This is a genomic window from Comamonas suwonensis, from assembly GCF_012844455.2.
GTDB classification, from domain to species: Bacteria; Pseudomonadota; Gammaproteobacteria; order Burkholderiales; family Burkholderiaceae_C; genus Comamonas; species Comamonas suwonensis.
Genome location: NZ_JABBCQ020000018.1, coordinates 68,807 through 86,197, shown reverse-complemented (window position 1 = coordinate 86,197; position 17,391 = coordinate 68,807). Strand labels below are relative to the sequence as shown.

At 57.7% G+C, this 17,391-nt stretch carries 17 protein-coding genes; 10 read left to right on the top strand and 7 right to left on the bottom strand.

Annotation, left to right across the window (positions count from 1 at the left end):
* Window positions 1-37 precede the first annotated feature (37 nt).
* The 4 genes from HF327_RS18260 (at window position 38) to HF327_RS18245 (ending at window position 5,467) form a co-directional block, all read left to right on the top strand.
* On the top strand, window positions 38-562 hold the full coding sequence (locus tag HF327_RS18260) for an Mpo1 family 2-hydroxy fatty acid dioxygenase (protein ID WP_198461745.1): 525 nt from the start codon (window positions 38-40) through the stop codon (window positions 560-562).
* 228 nt (window positions 563-790) lie between these two features.
* A complete protein-coding gene (gene ppa / locus HF327_RS18255) occupies window positions 791-1,318 on the top strand; it encodes an inorganic diphosphatase (protein ID WP_099737418.1) in 528 nt (175 codons plus the stop codon).
* A gap of 137 nt (window positions 1,319-1,455) precedes the next feature.
* On the top strand, window positions 1,456-3,240 hold the full coding sequence (locus HF327_RS18250) for a methyl-accepting chemotaxis protein (protein ID WP_198461744.1): 1,785 nt from the start codon (window positions 1,456-1,458) through the stop codon (window positions 3,238-3,240).
* A gap of 460 nt (window positions 3,241-3,700) precedes the next feature.
* On the top strand, window positions 3,701-5,467 hold the full coding sequence (locus HF327_RS18245; RefSeq protein WP_198461743.1) for a methyl-accepting chemotaxis protein: 1,767 nt from the start codon (window positions 3,701-3,703) through the stop codon (window positions 5,465-5,467).
* 80 nt (window positions 5,468-5,547) lie between these two features.
* Here HF327_RS18245 and HF327_RS18240 read toward each other — a convergent pair whose 3' ends face one another.
* The gene (locus tag HF327_RS18240; protein WP_236024275.1) at window positions 5,548-6,867 is read right to left on the bottom strand and encodes a GNAT family N-acetyltransferase; all 1,320 of its coding nucleotides are present in this window, start codon (window positions 6,865-6,867) and stop codon (window positions 5,548-5,550) included.
* Between HF327_RS18240 and HF327_RS18235 the strand changes: the two genes are divergently transcribed.
* Both HF327_RS18235 and HF327_RS18230 read left to right on the top strand, forming a co-directional pair.
* Entirely contained in the window at window positions 6,866-8,506 is a 1,641-nt protein-coding gene (locus tag HF327_RS18235; RefSeq protein WP_198461742.1) for an NAD+ synthase, read from the top strand. The two genes, HF327_RS18240 and HF327_RS18235, sit on opposite strands and share 2 nt — an antisense overlap.
* Before the next feature lie 51 nt (window positions 8,507-8,557).
* A complete protein-coding gene (locus HF327_RS18230) occupies window positions 8,558-8,896 on the top strand; it encodes a P-II family nitrogen regulator (protein WP_198461741.1) in 339 nt (112 codons plus the stop codon).
* Between the two features lie 132 nt (window positions 8,897-9,028).
* Here HF327_RS18230 and HF327_RS18225 read toward each other — a convergent pair whose 3' ends face one another.
* The 6 genes from HF327_RS18225 to HF327_RS18200 all read right to left on the bottom strand — a co-directional run bounded on the left by HF327_RS18225 (window position 9,029) and on the right by HF327_RS18200 (window position 12,495).
* Window positions 9,029-9,622: an LOG family protein gene (locus tag HF327_RS18225; RefSeq protein WP_198461740.1), complete on the bottom strand. Its 594-nt coding sequence runs from the start codon at window positions 9,620-9,622 to the stop codon at window positions 9,029-9,031.
* Window positions 9,619-10,017 (bottom strand): diacylglycerol kinase, encoded by a 399-nt coding sequence (locus HF327_RS18220; RefSeq protein WP_198461739.1) that lies wholly within the window; start codon window positions 10,015-10,017, stop codon window positions 9,619-9,621. The genes HF327_RS18225 and HF327_RS18220 overlap by 4 nt, the downstream gene beginning before the upstream one ends.
* An 11-nt stretch (window positions 10,018-10,028) precedes the next feature.
* Complete coding sequence (locus tag HF327_RS18215) at window positions 10,029-10,577, bottom strand: RDD family protein (protein ID WP_198461738.1); 549 nt, start codon at window positions 10,575-10,577, stop codon at window positions 10,029-10,031.
* Window positions 10,578-10,640: 63 nt separating this feature from the next.
* Window positions 10,641-11,453, bottom strand: a complete 813-nt coding sequence (locus HF327_RS18210; protein WP_198461737.1) for a DUF3106 domain-containing protein — start codon at window positions 11,451-11,453, stop codon at window positions 10,641-10,643.
* 23 nt (window positions 11,454-11,476) lie between these two features.
* On the bottom strand, window positions 11,477-11,929 hold the full coding sequence (locus HF327_RS18205; protein WP_198461736.1) for a DUF3619 family protein: 453 nt from the start codon (window positions 11,927-11,929) through the stop codon (window positions 11,477-11,479).
* Window positions 11,926-12,495 carry an RNA polymerase sigma factor gene (locus HF327_RS18200; protein ID WP_198461735.1) on the bottom strand — a complete coding sequence of 190 codons (570 nt, stop codon included), beginning with the start codon at window positions 12,493-12,495 and terminating at the stop codon, window positions 11,926-11,928. The genes HF327_RS18205 and HF327_RS18200 overlap by 4 nt, the downstream gene beginning before the upstream one ends.
* A 265-nt stretch (window positions 12,496-12,760) precedes the next feature.
* Between HF327_RS18200 and HF327_RS18195 the strand changes: the two genes are divergently transcribed.
* From HF327_RS18195 to pssA, 4 genes are all read left to right on the top strand, one after another.
* On the top strand, window positions 12,761-14,548 hold the full coding sequence (locus tag HF327_RS18195; protein WP_198461734.1) for an acetolactate synthase 3 catalytic subunit: 1,788 nt from the start codon (window positions 12,761-12,763) through the stop codon (window positions 14,546-14,548).
* A gap of 154 nt (window positions 14,549-14,702) precedes the next feature.
* Window positions 14,703-15,194 carry an acetolactate synthase small subunit gene (ilvN, locus tag HF327_RS18190; RefSeq protein ID WP_099737407.1) on the top strand — a complete coding sequence of 164 codons (492 nt, stop codon included), beginning with the start codon at window positions 14,703-14,705 and terminating at the stop codon, window positions 15,192-15,194.
* A gap of 65 nt (window positions 15,195-15,259) precedes the next feature.
* Window positions 15,260-16,276, top strand: a complete 1,017-nt coding sequence (ilvC, locus tag HF327_RS18185; RefSeq protein ID WP_198461733.1) for a ketol-acid reductoisomerase — start codon at window positions 15,260-15,262, stop codon at window positions 16,274-16,276.
* Between the two features lie 198 nt (window positions 16,277-16,474).
* Window positions 16,475-17,344 (top strand): CDP-diacylglycerol--serine O-phosphatidyltransferase, encoded by an 870-nt coding sequence (pssA, locus tag HF327_RS18180; RefSeq protein WP_198461732.1) that lies wholly within the window; start codon window positions 16,475-16,477, stop codon window positions 17,342-17,344.
* Window positions 17,345-17,391: the final 47 nt, after the last annotated feature.

Genomic DNA, 17,391 nt, shown 5'->3' with positions numbered 1-17,391 from the left:
GTCACCATGCTCGGACAAGCGACACGGAGATACAGCGATGAAAACCCTAATCGATCAGTTGTCCAACTACGCCGACTACCACCGCGACCCGCGCAATATCGTCACCCACTACATCGGCGTGCCGATGATCATGCTGGCCGTGGTCATTTTGCTGGCCCGGCTGCAATGGGGCGCGCTGGCCGGGGTGCCGCTGTCGCTGGCCTTGCTGGGGGCTATAGCCGCTGCGGCTTATTACTGCGTGCTGGACATTCGCTATGGCTTGTTTATGACAGCGCTGCTGGCTGTCATGCTGGCGCTGGCCACGCCGATTGCGGCGCAGTCCACCACGCTGTGGCTGGCGTGGGGTGTGGGGCTGTTTGCGGTGGGCTGGGTGATTCAGTTCATCGGTCATTACTATGAAGGTCGCAAGCCCGCGTTTTTTGACGATGTGATGGGCCTCATCGTCGGCCCGCTGTTTGTGGTGGCCGAACTGGGTTTTGCCCTGGGCTTGCGCAAGTCCGTACAGGCAGCCGTGGAGGTGCGCAGCGGCCCAGTGCGCCGCCGGCAATCAGTTCACGCTTGATTAACTATGATTTTTATAGCTTCTTGCGCATATAAATATTAGGCTTGAGGCAGTTTTTCTTGAATTTTTTGGAATCTGTGCCTGGTGATGGCGCTGTAAGCCCCCGCAACTTTCAAACATGTAATGCCCGCGTTAGGGTCATGCGCCTAGAATTACGGGGTGGCCCGCAGGCGCTGACGCTTCATCAGCCCTGACGGGGCTTTTTTGTATTACTTCCTCCCAACCATCATGTCTCTGAACAATGTGACCCCCGGCTCCAAGACTCCTGACGTCTTCAACGTCATCATTGAAATCTCGGCCAACTCCGCTCCCGTGAAGTACGAAGTGGACAAGGAAACCGGCTGCCTGTTTGTGGATCGTTTCATGGGCACCGCCATGCACTACCCCGTGAACTACGGTTATGTGCCCAAGACCCTGGCTGGCGACGGCGACCCCGTGGACGTGCTGGTGATGACTCCCTTCCCCCTGCCTGCCGGTGTGGTCGTGGCTTGCCGTGCCATCGGTATCCTGCACATGGAAGATGAAGGCGGCGTGGACGGCAAGGTGTTGGCTGTGCCTACACAAAAGCTGTTGCCCAGCTACGACAAGATCAACCACCTCAGCGACATTCACGATCTGGTGCTGCAGCAAATCTCGCACTTCTTCGAGCACTACAAGGACCTGGAAAAAGGCAAGTGGGTCAAGGTTCTGGGCTGGAAGGGCGTGGACGAGGCGCACAAGGAAATCGTGGACGGCATCGCCGCATACAAGGGTTAATCCAAAGCAGTAAAGGCTCTCTAACCTTTACGCGCAGCAGGCTTTTGCCTGAGTCGCCGATACAATTTGAAACGCACCTGGCAGCAAACGCCGGGTGCGTTTTTTATTGCCTGAATCGGCAGACACGAGGGGATCGCATGAGTTGGAAGATTTCGGACTGGCGCGTGGGAACCACGCTGGGTATCAGCTTTCTGACGCTGGTATTTTTCTCGGCCCTTCTGGGTTTTGTGGCCTGGCTTCAGCTGACCAGTATTCATTCCGCCGGGCGCGCCATCTCGGAAGTGGCTTTGCCCAGCGTCTATAACGCCGCTTCCATGCGCTCCGAGTACAACCGGCTGCGCCGCCATGAAGCCGGTATCTCAACCGCACGTACGCTGGTTGAGCTCGAAGGCTACGAGCAGCAGGTTCAGCAGCGCCTCAAGACGATTGCAGAACAGGAAGAAATCATAGCCAGCCTGATTGACAGCGATGTGCTGCGCCAGGCCTACAGCAGCTATCAGGCCAATAAGGCGGAGTTTTTGAAGCTGCACGAGCAATTGCTGGCGCAGGCACGTGATGGTGACTACAGCACCGTAGAAAGCCAGGCCGCCATGGGCGACGAGCTGGGCTTGTTCTTTGCGGGCCAGTCTGAGCAGGCATTCGGCCAACTGGCCGAGAGCACGGGAAAGTTCATGAATCTGCAGCTGGAGAGCGCCGCCAGCGCCCAGCAGGCTGAAAAATCCAGCTTTGAGCTGGCCCGCTACTGGTTGCTGGGTACGCTGGCGCTGGTGGTGCTTATTGCTGCTGCGGTGGGGATTGCTATGACACGCTCCATCACCACCCCTGTTGCGAAGGCAGTAGAGCTGGCGCAGGCCGTGGCCGCAGGCCAGTTGGGCATGGAGGTGCACAGCGAGCGCCGTGATGAAATGGGCTTGCTGCTCAATGCGCTCGAGGAGATGCGCCGCCAGCTGGCATCGGTGGTGCAGGATGTGCGTGGTAACGCCCATGGCGTGGCCCTGGCATCCAGTGAAATTGCGCAGGGCAATGCGGACCTGTCAGCTCGAACCGAGAGCCAGGCCAGCGCTTTGGAGGAAACAGCGGCGTCCATGGAGCAACTGGGCTCCACCGTGCGCCAGAACGCTGACAACGCACAGACGGCCAACCAGATGGCCAAGAATGCATCCGATGTTGCGGGCCGTGGCGGCTCCGTCGTGGCGCAGGTGGTGGACACCATGAAGGGCATCAACGACAGCAGCCACCAGATTGCCGACATCATCGGCGTGATCGACTCTATCGCTTTCCAGACCAATATCCTGGCGCTGAACGCCGCAGTGGAAGCCGCCCGTGCGGGCGAGCAAGGCCGTGGTTTTGCCGTGGTGGCTGGCGAGGTGCGTACTCTGGCGCAGCGCAGTGCGGAAGCTGCCAAAGAAATCAAGCAGCTCATCAACGCCAGTGTGGAGCGTGTAGAGCAGGGCTCGCAACTGGTGGACAAAGCCGGCACCACCATGACCGAGATCGTCAGCGCCATTGGCCGCGTGACCGACATCATGGGCGAGATCAGTGCCGCCAGCCGTGAACAAAGCCAGGGCGTTGCCCAGGTGGGCGAGGCGGTCACGCAGATGGACCAGACCACGCAGCAGAACGCTGCACTGGTGGAAGAAAGCGCTGCGGCTGCTGACTCCCTGCAGCGCCAGGCCAAGGCCTTGGTGGATTCTGTGGCGATCTTTCAGCTCGGTCCGCAGGCGCAAGGCTTTGCTGGTGCCGCGCTGAAGCCAAGCCGGGATGCGGGGTCGCGTTCAGATGCCGGCGTGCGATTTGCCAACCGTGAGGAGCCGCGTGTCGCCCCCGGTGCCGTGCCTGCCCCTCGCGCACCAGCTCAGGTGGTGGCATCGGCAAAAACCAAGCCTGCGCTGACCAATAATGAAGACTGGGAACAGTTCTGAATATGACGCGACTGCGTTAAACGATGCCTTGAGTGCTGGCAAAAGCACATAGCGACCATCACAAGCCCCGGCCTTGCGCGAGCAGCCGGGGCTTTTTGTATGGCTTCTTTGCTTTTGTCTTGATGTGCATCAAGACGGTGAAGATTTGAGCCATTGTGTGGAAAGCCCAAAGTTAATAAGTTTGAAAATTGCGCCGGATATTGGAGTGATGACGAAAACCTCCCCTGTGTTTTGTAGGACTGGTCTTGCTTGTTTGTAGGTGGTTATTGATATGCAGGAAATATGGAATTTGAAACAATTGAAAACAAATTAGACTGTTTCTGAATTGCTTTTTAGATTATTTCGGTGGGTGAAAGATTTTTAGGTGCACATGTTGCAGGCAGCTGATTCTCTGCATGTGTAAACGCTAATACCAGATAGGTTGAGACAAACCTGATCGGAAAAAAGGGCAGTGCAATATATGAAGAACGTCAAAATCTCCACGCGCATTCTGGGTACTTTCGGGATTCTGCTGGTGCTTCTGCTGGTCGTGGTTTCAATGGCACTGCTGCAGCTGCGCTCCATGCGCTCCAGTGCGGAAACAATCACCGGCAACGCGCTGCCGAGTGTGGAGGTGATCAATACCCTCAATACCGATCTGGCACGCACGCGTTTGTTGGAGTTGCGGCATGTCAATAATGACGAGCCTGCCTATATAGCTCAGGTGGAAGCTCAGTTCGAGCAATTGCAAAAGCATCTGGTCGAAGCGAAGAAGCTTTACGAGCCCTTGATTGTTACCAATCAGGAGCGCGAGCTTTACACCCAGTTTCTGCGCGAGCGAGAGCGCTATGTTGAAGCAAACAAACAGCTGTTCGAGGTTTCGCGCCGTGGCGATAAAGAGCAGGCCAAGCAATTGCTGGGCGCCGAGTCGCTGAAGCTCTACAACGCATCATCGGAGACATTGCAAAAGCTCATCCATTACAACAGCCAGGTAGCCAAGGATGAGACGCAGGCTTCGGAGCGGGTTTATGAGCGGGCTGTGAGCATGCTGATTATTGTGGCCGCCATTGCTGTACTGGTCGCCGTGATTGCCGGTATCTTGCTGGTGCGTTCCATTCGTGCGCCGTTGCTGCAAGCCGTGCAAGCCGCAGACCGTGTGGCCAATGGTGACTTGAGCGGCACCATTCATGTGGAACGCCAGGATGAAACCGGTCAGCTGCTCAATGCGCTGGAGCGCATGCAACACAGCCTGGTGCAGACCGTGCGCAGCGTGCGCCAGAACGCAGAAGGTGTGGCATCGGCCAGTGCGCAGATTGCATCGGGCAATGCCGATCTGTCCAGCCGCACAGAAGAACAGGCCAGCGCGCTGGAAGAAACCGCAGCGTCCATGGAGCAACTGGGCTCCACCGTGCGCCAGAACGCGGATAACGCCCGTGCAGCCAACCAGATGGCGGTAAATGCCTCGCAAGTGGCTGCCCAAGGCGGTGCGGTGGTGGCTGAAGTGGTTGAGACTATGAAGGGCATCAACAACAGCAGCCATCAGATTGCCGACATCATTTCGGTCATTGACTCCATCGCCTTCCAGACCAATATTCTGGCGTTGAACGCAGCGGTGGAAGCCGCCCGCGCCGGTGAGCAAGGCCGAGGCTTTGCCGTGGTGGCCGGCGAGGTGCGCACGCTGGCCCAGCGCAGCGCCGAGGCCGCCAAGGAAATCAAGGGTCTGATTACGACCAGCGTGCAGCGTGTGGAGCAAGGGACCCAACTGGTGGACAAGGCCGGCACCACCATGGCGGACATCGTTTCGGCCATTCGCCGCGTGACGGACTTGATGGCCGAGATCAGCGCTGCCAGCCAGGAACAAAGCCAGGGCGTGGCTCAGGTGGGCGAAGCGGTGACCCAGATGGATCAGACCACGCAGCAAAACGCGGCACTGGTCGAGGAAAGCGCTGCCGCCGCAGGTGCGCTGCGCAAGCAGGCGCAAGATCTGGTGCAGGCCGTGGCCGTGTTCCAGTTGCCCGCCAGCGCCATGTATGAGCAAGCCGTCAAGGTGACGGCACGTGCGGTGGCCAGTTCCGCAGCGGCCTCGAACACTCACTCGCGCGTGGCGTCAACTCCCCGCGTGGGAGCTCGCCCTGCACCGATGCAAACCGCGCCCCAGTCTTTGATGGGCAGAGCGGCTACTGAGCCAGCACCCAATCGCAGTCAGCGTAAATCGTCGCTCAACGAGGACGATTGGGAAACTTTCTGAATGTCTCCGAGGGTCTGAACTTTAAGGTCGCTGCAAGGCGACCTTTTTTGTGCCTCTGAGATTGTTGGCCTTGCCTGAAATCATGCTTTGCGCAGAGGGCTGTGTGTCTTGAGGTCTTGCACATAGTCGGCCATGCCTTCGCCTTCGCGCTGCAAAAAGCGGGCAATGGCATCGGCAAAAGCTGGGTGGGCCACCCAGTGGGCACTGGGCGTTTCTATCGGCAGCAGGGCGCGGGCCATTTTGTGCTCACCTTGCGCGCCGCCTTCAAAGCGTGCAATGCCGTTGGCAATACACCATTCAAGGGGCTGGTAGTAGCAGGCTTCAAAGTGCAGGCTGTCCACGCGCTGCAATGCGCCCCAGTAGCGGCCATAGGCCACTCTGTTATTGATAGCTGCTTGCGCCTTGTTTGCATCGTTAATTGAAGGGTTTGATGCTGAAGTGGTTGCTTCACTCGCGCTGACAGCTATCAAACTTGAGGCGATGGCTTGGCCCTCGTGCTCGGCAATGAACATTACCCAGTTCTCAGGCATGGTGTCAGCCATTGCTTCAAAAAATGCGGGCGACAGATAGGGGGCGTTGCCATGTTCCAGATAAGTGCGTTCGTAGCAGCGGTAGAAAAAATTCCAGTCCTCCGCGCTGATGTTGTTGCCTTCCATGACTCTGAAGCTCACACCGGCATCGCGCACCTTGCGGCGTTCTTGTCGAATTTTTTTGCGCTTTTCCTGATTGAGCGAGGCCAGGAAGTCGTCAAAGTCACGCCAGGCAATGGCTTCGCTGGAGGCCGTATTTGTCAATTCTTCGGGGCGCGTGGAGGCCTTGTTCGTCCAGTGAAACTGCACCGTGCTGCGCTGCATCCAGCCTGCTGCGGCGCAGGCAGCCAGGTCATCCGTATCCCCAAACAGCAGGTGCAGTGATGACAGCTGCAGTGACTCTGCCCATTCCTGTATGGCCTGCACCAGCGCCAGGCGCAGCGCCTGCGTGCGCGCCAAAAGGCGCGAGCCGGGTACGGGTGTGAAAGGCACGGCCATCACCGCCTTGGGGTAGTAGGGCAGGCCATGCTGCTCGTAAGCGCGGGCCCAGGCCCAGTCAAACACATATTCCCCGTAAGAATGGTTCTTGATATAGAGGGGGCAGGCGGCGAGTAATTCGCCTTGGTCCCAGATGGTGATGACCCGTATGACCCAGCCCGTTTCAGGCGTGGCGCTGCCGCTTTGCTCCATGGCGGCCAGGTATTCGTGCCGCATGAACGGCGTGGGCGTGGACTGAGAGGCCAGCAGCGCATTCCAGTTTTGTGCGTCCAGCTGCTGCACGCTGGTGAGCACGCGAGTGATAATTGTGTTTTCGGCCATGCCCTGATTGTCGCGGGCGCCGGTAGCCTCACCGCCTAGCTTGCTTTTCATGACGCTTTCTATCTGCTGTGCCCAACGCAATTTTGTCGTGGGTGACCTCTCTGGCAATGTCCAGAAAATCATTGCCGCCGCTGCTGACGCTTATGCCAACGGTGCCCGCCTGTTGCTCACCCCCGAGCTTGCTTTGTGCGGCTATGCGGCTGAAGACCTTTATTTGCGCCCCGCATTCCTTGATGCCTGCGCTGCCGCGCTGCTAGAGCTGCAGGCCGCCAGCGCTCAATGGCCGGGGCTGGTGCTGGTCATCGGTCACCCGCAGCGTGATGAGGGAAAGCTGTTCAACGCCGCCAGCGTGCTGTGTGATGGTCAGCCAATTGCCCATTACTTCAAGCAGTTGCTGCCCAATTTCGGCGTGTTTGATGAGCAGCGCTACTTCGCCGTGGGCAGTACGCCTTGCGTGGTGGATGTGGCTGGCGTTCAGGTTGGCCTGCTGATTTGCGAAGACGCCTGGCACGCAGGCCCGGCCCAAGCTGCCGTGGCCGCTGGCGCGCAATTGCTGGTGGTCATCAATGCATCGCCATTTCACAGCGGAAAACCGATTGAGCGCGAGACAGTAATTGCGCAACGTGCTATTGAAAATGCAGTGCCTGTGATCTATTCCCACCTGGTGGGTGGGCAGGACGAAATTGTTTTTGACGGTGGCTCGTTTGCCATAGAGGCCAATGGCCAACTGGCTGCACGCGCCGCGGCTTTTGAAGAAGACTTGCCGCAGGTGGCTGCCCATCTGGTGGACGGTCGTGTCAGTCTGATGGGCGAAGTCAAGCCCCAACTCAGCCACCACCACGCTTTGTGGTCTGCGCTGGTGCTGGCCGTGCGCGACTATGTGGGCAAGAACCGCTTCCCCGGTGCGCTCATCGGCTTGTCGGGCGGCATGGATTCGGCGCTGGTGCTGTCGATTGCGGTGGACGCGCTGGGCGCAGACAAGGTGCGCACGGTGATGATGCCTTCGCCCTACACGGCCGACATCAGCTGGCTGGATGCCCGTGAAATGTCTGAGCGCGTGGGCGTGCAGCACGAAGAAATTGATATTGCGCCCCAGTTCGAGGCCTTCAAGGCCGCGCTGACCACCACATTTGCGGGCCGTGCTGAAGACACGACTGAAGAAAACCTGCAGGCGCGCATTCGCGGCACATTGCTCATGGCCATGAGCAACAAGTTTGGTCATATGGTGCTGACCACGGGTAACAAAAGCGAAATGTCGACCGGGTACTGCACGCTTTATGGCGATATGGCCGGCGGTTTTGCTGTCATCAAGGATGTACTCAAGACCGAAGTTTTTGCGCTGGCGCGCTGGCGCAATGCCCATGACCCGTTTGGCACGGGACTTGATCCCATCCCCGATCGCATCATTACGCGCCCGCCCAGTGCCGAGTTGCGCCCGGACCAGAAAGATCAGGACAGCCTGCCTGACTACGAGGTGCTGGACGCTATCGTCATGCACTACATGGAAAATAATGAAAGCGTAAGCTCCATCGTAGCCAAGGGTTTTGCGGTCGCTGATGTGGAGCGCGTCACGCGTCTGATACAAATCAATGAGCACAAGCGTCGCCAGGCACCCGTCGGCCCACGCGTGACGGGGCGCAGTTTTGGCAAAGACTGGCGCTACCCGATAACCAACAAATTCCGTGCCTGAGGCCCAGCCTCTGGTGCGTTGCCGATTTCAATCTATTGAGGAATAAGCCCCATGAAAATGATTACCGCCGTCATCAAGCCTTTCAAACTTGAGGAAGTGCGCGAGGCCTTGGCCGAGTGTGGGGTGAATGGTCTGACCGTGACAGAAGTCAAGGGTTTTGGCCGCCAGAAAGGCCACACCGAGCTGTACCGCGGTGCAGAGTACGTGGTGGACTTTCTGCCCAAGGTGAAGATTGAGGTCGTGGTCAAGGACGAAGATGTGGACCGCTGCGTGGACTCCATCGTCAACGTGGCACGTACAGGCAAGATTGGTGACGGCAAGATCTTCATCACCCCCGTGGAGCGCGTGGTGCGCATTCGCACAGGCGAGCTGGACGACACCGCTGTCTAAGCCGTCATGCCACGCACCCAGCAAAAAGCCAGACCTTGAGTCTGGCTTTTTTGTTCAGGCCGGTAAAACTGAAGCGAGCTATCAGATAGACGCCAGCAAAGGCTGCCCTGTAGCAAAGCTGCCCTAGGGGTATCAGATCACAGAGCGCAGATTGGCGGTCTCCATGCGCGTGCCTGCGTTCTGCACCAGATTTTGCAGCAGTGCATTCGTGTCAGAGCCGCTTTCAATCAGCCCCATCTGCCACTCACCCATGAATTCGCTGCTGACGCAGGACTGCAGAAACTGCAGCATGGTGTCGTAATAGCCATCTACATTGAGGATGCCGATGGGCTTGTCGTGATAGCCCAACTGGCGCCAGGTCCAGACTTCAAACAGCTCTTCAAAGGTGCCAATGCCGCCGGGCAGGGCCACAAAGACATCGCTGCGCTCGGCCATCATGGCCTTGCGCTCGTGCATGTTCTTGACGATATGCAGTTCGTCGCAGGCTTGATTGGCCAGTTCTTTATCGACCAGTGCCTGAGGAATGATGCCGATCACACGGCCGCCTGCCTGCTGAGTGGCTTCAGCAACCACGCCCATCAGGCCGCTGCGCCCGCCGCCATAGACAAGCTGACCGCCGCGTTCGCCAATCCAGCGGCCAACAGCCTTTGCGACTTCGGTAAATTGAGGGTTGGTACCGGGGCGCGAGCCGCAGTACACGCAGATGGAGAAGGCTGGAGTAGTCATGCAATGAATCGGTTGTAAATGGCGGCAGCCCAGACGGTGCCGCAAAGGCATAGCGACAGTAAGACAGCGGCGCTGCCCATGTCTTTGGCTTTTTTGGACAGCTCATGCCACTCGGGACCAATGCGGTCAATAGCGGCTTCAATGCCGGTGTTGAGCAGCTCGACGATGAGAACCAGTGTGACCGTTGCGGCCAGCAGGGCCACCTGCTCCCAGGTGGTCCCCAGCCAGAAGGCCGCAGGAATCATGACAAAAGCGCAGATGGCCTCTTGCTGAAAGGCTTTTTCATACCAGCCGGCCTTCAGGCCCGCCAGCGAATAGGCGCCTGCATGCAGCACGCGAGAAAGACCGGTGCGGCTTTTCTGGGGATTGACGGGATCGGGTGTTGAAGAGGTCATGCAGAGCAAAATCAGCGGATGCGTTTAGGTGCGGGGGCCTGATGAACCAGCTGGGTGCCAGCCCAGGCGTCATGCCAGAACTGTTTTTTAGGGTGAAAGCGGCTGAGCAGGGCCCAGATCAGAATCCAGCCCAGCATTAGCACCATTACTTCCAGAGGCGGAAGGCCCAAGGGGTAGAGCACAGCCAGAGGCGGCAGCCACCACATCCAGCTAGCGGCATAGCGCAGCAGGGCGCGGGTCTGGGTCAAAGGACGGCCTTGGGCATCCACCACGCGGATATGCCAGGTCTTCATGGCCAGTGTCTGACCCTTGCTCCAGAACCAGACAAAGTAAATCCCGAGCACCACCATCATGAAAGCTTGCAGCAAGTGGCGGTTGTCGAGCGCATTGCGGGTCTGGGACAACGTGCTAAACAGATAGCCAGCAATAAACACCACGCCAAACAGCAGCATGCCTTCATAAAGCCAGCAGGCCATTCTGCGGCGCAGGCTTGGAGCTATGAAATCAGGAGTCTTTGAGGGTGTTGCGCTGCCATCATCAATCGAAATATCTTGCTGCATGAAGGCATTGTAGGTGGCGACTCAGCAATTTTGAGGCTCTGACCACTGCATCACAGAGCTAGATTAGTGCGAGTCTTGAGCTGGCGCATCCAGCGGCGGCAGAGTGATAGGCGTGGCACGTGGAATATCCACCGGTGCTGTCTCCACAATCACGGAAGGCGTGCGCACCGGGTGCGTTTCCACCATCGCAGGCGTGGAGGGAACGGGCGGCGGAGGGTGGTGAATGGTGGCAGGCGGAATTTTGGGTAGATTCGGCACCGTATTGGGCGTGGCTGTGGCGGCAGGGATACGCGCCAGCTTCTTGGGTGCCACTGGCTTGATGGCTGGGGCGGCTGTCACCACTTTTGGGGCGGCGCGGGAGGCAAGCAAGCGCTTTTCTTCATCGCTCAGGGCCTGATAAGCCTCCCACTGGGCTTGCTTGTCTGTCGCCAATCTGTTCGTGATAGCAAAGTTCAGGCGGGCCTGATTGCGCTGAGCAGCGCTCAGGCCAGACCATGATTCCATACGGTCACGCAGCTTTTCCTGCTCGCGCTCGCTGAGCTTGTCAAAACCGTCAGCCAGGGCAATCCAGCGGCGTTTTTGTACCGAGCCAACCATGGGCCAGCGTTCTTCCAGCGGCGAAAGTACTTGGCGCTGATGGCTGCTAAGTTCTGCCCAACGCGGGCCAGAGGCTTGCGCCGTGGCTCGCTGGCGCATGGATGGGTCCACATGCATGGTCTTGGATGCAGCCATGGTCGCAGGCGGCACAGCGCTAGGCGCGAGCCTGACTTGCTGCACCACATTCCATCCTGTCCAGGACAGAGCCATCAACAACACCGCCGCCATGACGGCGGCGGTGTTGTTGGGACTCAGAATGGAGCGCTTTTCAGTAGGCATCAATGCAGGGTGCGGCGGGCTGTTTAGTGTTCTGAAGCGGAGGCAGAAGTCTTGAGGTACTGAATAAAGCCTGGATCCGAGTATGCAGCGGGGGGCAGATCATCAGTGAGCAAAGCGGTATCGACTGCGGTGACTTCACTAAGCATACTTTGCTCAGTGTCCGCGTTGTAAATCACCAAGCCTGCAATCAGCGCAAATACAGGAATGGCCGAAATCACTGCGCGCCACCAGCCAGTACCTTCATTGGGGCTGCCCATGGTCAGGGTGCCGCCCTGGGAAGATGCTGCAGCGCTGGTTTGCGCGTGCAGCACTGTCGCTTCGCGGCGGCGTTCGGAGACGGCCCTCTCGCGGGAAGCACGCAGGCGCTCGGTCACTTCGTAGGGGAGCAAAGCCTCGCCTTCGCTCAGTCGGGCCGTGATATGACGTGCGAAGCGGTCGGCAGCCTGTTCTTGCAGGAATGTGGGCGCGGATTTCATAACTCGATTCCTTTGGCCTTGAGTGCCTTGCTCAATGTTTGGATGGCGCGGAAGCAATGTGTTTTAACACTGCCTTCAGAGCAGCCCATGGCTGCAGCGGTTTCCGCAACATCCATCTCTTCCCAATAACGCATGAGGAATGCTTCGCGTTGACGCGTTGGAAGCTCTTGTATTTCTTTTTCGATACTTTGCAGCGTCTGCTTGCGCTCAGTCAGGCTTTCCACATTGTGAGCGGCGGCCTCGTCGGCATTGGTGGCGTAGGTCTCCAGCCAGTCAAAGCCACCGTCATCGTCTGAGGATGATTCCAGATCACTGAAATGTGTGAACAGGGCTTTTTGCGTCTTCTGGCGCCTGAACCAGTCCAGCGTGCTGTTCGAGAGAATGCGCTGAAACAGCATGGGCAGCTCATTGATGGGTTTGTCACCATAGTGCTGGGAAAGCTTGAGCATGCTGTCCTGCACGATATCCAGGGCGGCCTCCTCATCGCGGACGTGAAAAAAGCTGCGCTTGAACGCGCGCTTTTCTACGCCTTTGAGGAATGCAGACAGTTCTTGTTCTGTGGCCAAGAGAGAGTAACCCTGGAAAAATCGGGGGGGAGTGCCGGTGGGAAAGCTGTCGATTATCGCATCCACTGATGTTTTTTTGTGTAGTGCATTTGAAGGTCTTGTTGCAGTGCGATAATGTTCTCAACTTAAAGAAGCAAACGGATCACGGTCCGGCGTATACACAAACGCCCATGGCTTGTGGTCTTAAGTCCTAAACCGGCCTCACAAGGGCTTCAGGCTAAGGGCACCGAAGGTTTTTCGTTAGAGAAATTCACAAAGGTTGATCATGGAAATCTCCAAAGCCGAGCTGGCCTCTGCAGCCGCAGCATCGTCCCCCAAGGGCGCCCAGGAATTAATGGGCTCCGAAATCCTCATCAAGTCTCTTCAGGCTGAAGGTGTCAAGCACCTGTGGGGTTACCCAGGCGGGGCAGTTCTCTATATTTACGACGCGCTGTACAAGCAAGACAGCATTCAGCATGTGCTGGTGCGCCATGAACAGGCGGCTGTGCATGCTGCCGATGGCTTTGCACGTGCAACGGGTGAAGTGGGCGTGGCGCTGGTGACATCCGGCCCCGGACTGACCAATGCGGTCACCGGCATTGCTACAGCGTATACGGACTCCATCCCCATGGTGGTGGTGGCCGGTCAGACTTCGACCAACTACATTGGTACCGACGCCTTCCAAGAATGCGACACCGTGGGCATTACACGTCCCATCGTCAAGCACAACTTCCTGGTCAAAGATGTTCGCGATCTGGCCGAAACCATGAAGAAGGCCTTCCACATCGCCCGCACTGGCCGTCCCGGCCCTGTGGTGGTGGATATTCCGAAAGACGTGTCCTTCAAGAAGGCGCTGTACACGGGCTATCCTGAAAAAGTGGAAATGCGCTCGTACAATCCCGTCAAAAAGGGTCATGCAGGTCAGATTCGCAAGGCACTGCAGCTGCTGCTGACGGCGAAGCGTCCGTACATCTATACCGGCGGCGGTGTGTTGCTGGGCAACGCAACGAATGAGCTGCGCACGCTGGTGGACATGCTGGGCTACCCCATTACCAGCACCCTGATGGGTCTGGGTGCATACCCAGCCAGCGACAAGAAATTCCTCGGCATGCTGGGCATGCACGGCACCATTGAAGCCAACAACGCTATGCAAAATAGCGATGTGCTGCTGGCGGTGGGTGCCCGTTTTGACGACCGCGTGATTGGCAACCCCAAGCACTTCATGTCGGTGGAGCGCAAGATCATTCATATCGACGTGGACCCCTCCTCCATCTCCAAGCGAGTGAAGGTGGATGTGCCTATCGTGGGTGATGTCAAGGATGTGCTGGTCGAGTTGATTGCCATGCTGCGCGAATCTGCTCAGCGCCCCGACGAAGGTGCTCTGAGTCAGTGGTGGACCAGCATCGAAGGCTGGCGCAGCCGCGATTGCCTGGCCTACGACATGTCCAGCCCCGACGTGATCAAGCCGCAGTACGTGGTCGACACTCTGTGGAAGATGACCAAGGATGCCGACACTTACGTGACTTCTGACGTCGGTCAACACCAGATGTGGGCTGCGCAGTACTACCGCTTTGATGAACCCCGTCGCTGGATCAACTCTGGCGGTCTGGGCACCATGGGTGTGGGTCTGCCCTATGCCATGGGCATCAAGCTGGCCAAGCCTGACTCTGAGGTGTTCTGTATCACGGGCGAAGGCTCGATTCAGATGAACATTCAGGAGCTGGCCACCTGCAAGCAGTACAACACGCCGGTGGTGATTTGCGCGCTGAACAACCGCTTCTTGGGCATGGTGCGCCAGTGGCAGGAGATTGAGTACTCGGGCCGCTACTCCAGCAGCTACATGGACTCCCTGCCTGACTTTGTGAAGCTGGCGGAAGCCTATGGCCACCGCGGCCTGCTGATCGAAAAGCCGGCTGATGTGGAAGGCGCGCTGCGCGAAGCGCGTCGTATCGTGCGCGAAGAGAGCAAGACCGTCTTCCTCGACTTCCGCACCGATCCTACTGAAAACGTGTTCCCCATGGTACAGGCTGGCCGTGGTATCACGGAAATGCTGCTGGGCGCTGACGATCTGTAATGCGTGAGCCGATTTTGCATGAAATCGGCCTCTAGCCATTAACTATCAAGCGCAAGCAGCTATATTTTAAATAGCGTTTTTTGACGAATCTATTGCTCGCCGAGCCTGGCACTTACCGGTGTCAGGGGAGGGCGACGAAAAGAGGAATCTGGGTATGAAACACATTATTGCTGTCCTGCTCGAAAACGAGCCCGGAGCACTGTCGCGCGTCGTGGGCCTGTTCTCGGCCCGTGGCTACAACATTGAATCTCTGACGGTGGCGCCGACGGAAGACCCATCACTGTCCCGCATGACCATACTGACCACCGGCTCAGATGATGTGATTGAGCAAATCACAAAGCACCTGAATCGCCTGATTGAAGTGGTTAAAGTGGTGGACCTGACAGAGGGTTCTTACACCGAGCGTGAGCTGATGATGGTCAAGGTGCGAGCTGTGGGCAAGGAGCGCGAAGAAATGAAGCGCATGGCCGATATCTTCCGTGGCCGCATCATTGACGTGACCGAAAAGAGCTACACCGTAGAGCTGACCGGTGACCAGTCCAAGAATGACGCCTTCCTGCAAGCGATTGACCGTACTGCCATTTTGGAGACAGTACGTACAGGCGCCTCGGGTATTGGCCGCGGCGAGCGCATTCTGCGTGTCTAATTGACCCTTTTTTGAACCTGTTCAAACCTTTTAAACCCCCTCAAGATAAGAGACCTGGAGCCAACATGAAAGTTTTCTACGACAAAGACTGTGACCTGAGCCTGATCAAAGGTAAGACCATTGCCATCATTGGTTACGGCAGCCAAGGCCATGCACATGCACAAAATCTGAGCGACAGCGGCGTGAAGGTCGTGGTTGGTCTGCGCAAGGGTGGCGCTTCGTGGGATAAGGTTGGCAAGGCTGGCCTGACCGTCATGGAAGTCAACGACGCCGTGAAGGCCGCTGACGTGGTCATGATGCTGTTGCCTGACGAAAACATCCCCGATGTTTACAACAACAACGTCGCCCCCAACATCAAGGCTGGCGCAGTGCTGGCGTTTGCCCACGGCTTCAACGTGCATTACAACCAGGTCGTGCCCCGCGCCGATGTGGACGTGATCATGGTCGCCCCCAAGGGCCCTGGCCACACCGTGCGCTCCGAGTACTTGAAGGGCGGCGGCGTGCCTTCCCTGATCGCTGTGTACCAGGACGTGTCCGGCAAGGCGCGTGATATCGCTCTGTCCTACGCTTCTGCCAACGGCGGCGGCAAGGGCGGCATCATCGAAACCAACTTCAAGGAAGAAACCGAGACCGACCTGTTCGGCGAACAGGCTGTGCTGTGCGGTGGTGCCGTTGAACTGGTGAAGATGGGCTTCGAAACTCTGACCGAAGCGGGTTACGCTCCCGAAATGGCTTACTTCGAGTGCCTGCACGAGCTGAAGCTGATTGTTGACCTGATGTATGAAGGCGGTATCGCCAACATGAACTACTCCATCTCGAACAACGCCGAGTATGGTGAGTACGTGACGGGTACTGAAGTCATCAACGACAAGTCCCGCGAAGCCATGCGCAACGCCCTGAAGCGCATCCAGAGCGGTGAATACGCCAAGATGTTCATCAGCGAAGGTCGCCTGAACTACCCATCGATGACTGCACGTCGTCGCCAGAACGCTGAGCATGCCATCGAGCAAGTGGGTGGCCAGCTGCGCGCCATGATGCCTTGGATCTCCAAGAACAAGCTGGTTGACCAAACCCGCAACTAATGCTCGCTAGTCATTCAGCGAAAGCTGGATGACCTTGTGTCTGCAAGAGGCCGCCATTCAGGTGGCCTTTTTTCATTCCGGGGGCAGTGTGTGCGGCGGGTACACTGGGGGCAGGGCATTGCTATGATGGTTTTGCTTGAAATACTATGGTTTTAATAGCTGCATGCGCATGACATGCAAGCACTGGAGGTCTGTTTAATGCAAAACAGCAATGATTCTGCCGACGCAGGCGGCGCTCAGCGCAAGATGCGCAAAGGCATTTATGTGCTGCCCAATCTGTTCACGCTGGCGGCGCTGTTTGGAGGTTTCTACTCCATCGTCATGGCCATGAACAACAAGTTCGAGTTGGCGGCTGTGGGTGTTTTTTGCGCCATGGTGCTCGACAGTCTGGATGGCCGCGTGGCCCGCATGACACACACGCAAAGTGCCTTTGGCGAGCAGATGGATTCGCTCTCCGACATGGTTTCTTTTGGTGCGGCTCCCGCACTGATTGCCTATGAGTGGGCACTGCGCCCGCTGGGGCGCTGGGGCTGGCTGGCCGCTTTTGTGTACTGTGCCTGCGCTGCGCTGCGTCTGGCTCGCTTCAATGTGAACACGGCGGTCGTCGATAAGCGTTACTTTCAGGGCATGCCTTCACCTGCGGCGGCAGCCTTGGTGGCTGGTTTTATCTGGCTGACCAGTGCCTTGCTGGTGTCTCACCGTGATGTGCCAATTTTTGGCGATGTGATGTCCTGGTTTGGCGGCTACGCCACTGACCGCGCTGACCTGTCCTGGGTCATGTTTGCCATCACGCTGTTTGCGGGCCTGACCATGGTCACCAATATTCCCTACTACAGCTTCAAGGACATTGGCGGCGCCAAGAGCATGCCGTTTGTCTCTCTGGTTGTCGTGGCCTTGCTGATGGCGCTGGTGAGCATCGAGCCTGCAACCATGCTGTTTCTGGTGTTCGTCGGCTACTCGATCTCTGGCTATGTGATCTACGTCTGGCGTCGCGCCAAGGGCGAGCATGTGAGCATTGTGTCCACATCCAAAGACGAGCCCGACGAGCGCGGTCTGCACGACGATTGATGCAGTTGCACAAAAAGTGCTGGCATTGTCAACTTTTCCTGTGTTAA